Origin of the sequence: Actinoplanes auranticolor (assembly GCF_018332655.1) — a bacterium.
GTDB classification, from domain to species: domain Bacteria; phylum Actinomycetota; class Actinomycetes; order Mycobacteriales; family Micromonosporaceae; genus Actinoplanes; species Actinoplanes auranticolor.
In genome coordinates, this window is sequence record NZ_BOQL01000135.1 from 1 (window position 1) to 656 (window position 656).

Here is a 656-nt window from a genome sequence, read left to right on the forward strand (position 1 = left end):
AGCACGGGCCGAGACGAACGGCCCGTGCTGCCCGCCACATCATGACTGAGCCAGTCCCCTGCGAAGTACCCGACGCTGCCGGCTCGTTCCGGTCCTTCTCGCCGTGGATCGTCACGCCCTGCTCGACCGCCCGCAGCGACCCGGGGCCCGGCCGGCGGCGTCCGGCTCCGTGCCCCGGTCACCCAGGCGCGCCCGCTTGGCGGCGACCTGAGCAGCCAGCTCGGTCAGATCGGCTCGGCTCGGAGCGTGAGCGGCTGCCTCGCGGCGGGCTTCCCGGTCGTGTTCGTAGGTCACCGGCGCACTCTGGCATCCCGGCGTGTCGGCGGGAGACGGCGTCCCCCGGGCATCGATCGAAAGCGATAGGGTCGTCCCGGTATCTGGTCCCGAGTGCCGGAGGCGTGTGTCGATGCGATCCGTCCGATTCCTGGTGCGTGCCCTGGCCGCCGGCACCGCCCTGCTCACGGTGGTCGCCGGGGCCTCGGTCGCGCAGGCCGCGCCGGCTCCCGCCGTCGGCACCGAGCCGGTTCACGACTACACCCAGGCTGTGCGCGAGCGGGTGTGGGTGCAGACCGCTGTGGACAGTGACGCCGACGGGCAGCCCGACCGGGTCGCCGTGCGGATCATCCGGCCGCGGACCGAGCGCCGGGTGCCGGTGA

The 656-nt window shown here is 73.9% G+C and carries 1 protein-coding gene and 1 pseudogene; one reads left to right on the forward strand and one right to left on the reverse strand.

What is annotated here, in order from left to right:
* Positions 1 to 111 precede the first annotated feature (111 nt).
* Complete coding sequence (locus Aau02nite_RS46020) at positions 112 to 294, reverse strand: hypothetical protein (RefSeq protein WP_212995029.1); 183 nt, start codon at positions 292 to 294, stop codon at positions 112 to 114.
* Between the two features lie 112 nt (positions 295 to 406).
* Between Aau02nite_RS46020 and Aau02nite_RS46025 the strand changes: the two are divergent.
* Positions 407 to 656, forward strand: a pseudogene (locus Aau02nite_RS46025) (Xaa-Pro dipeptidyl-peptidase); the annotation flags it as partial.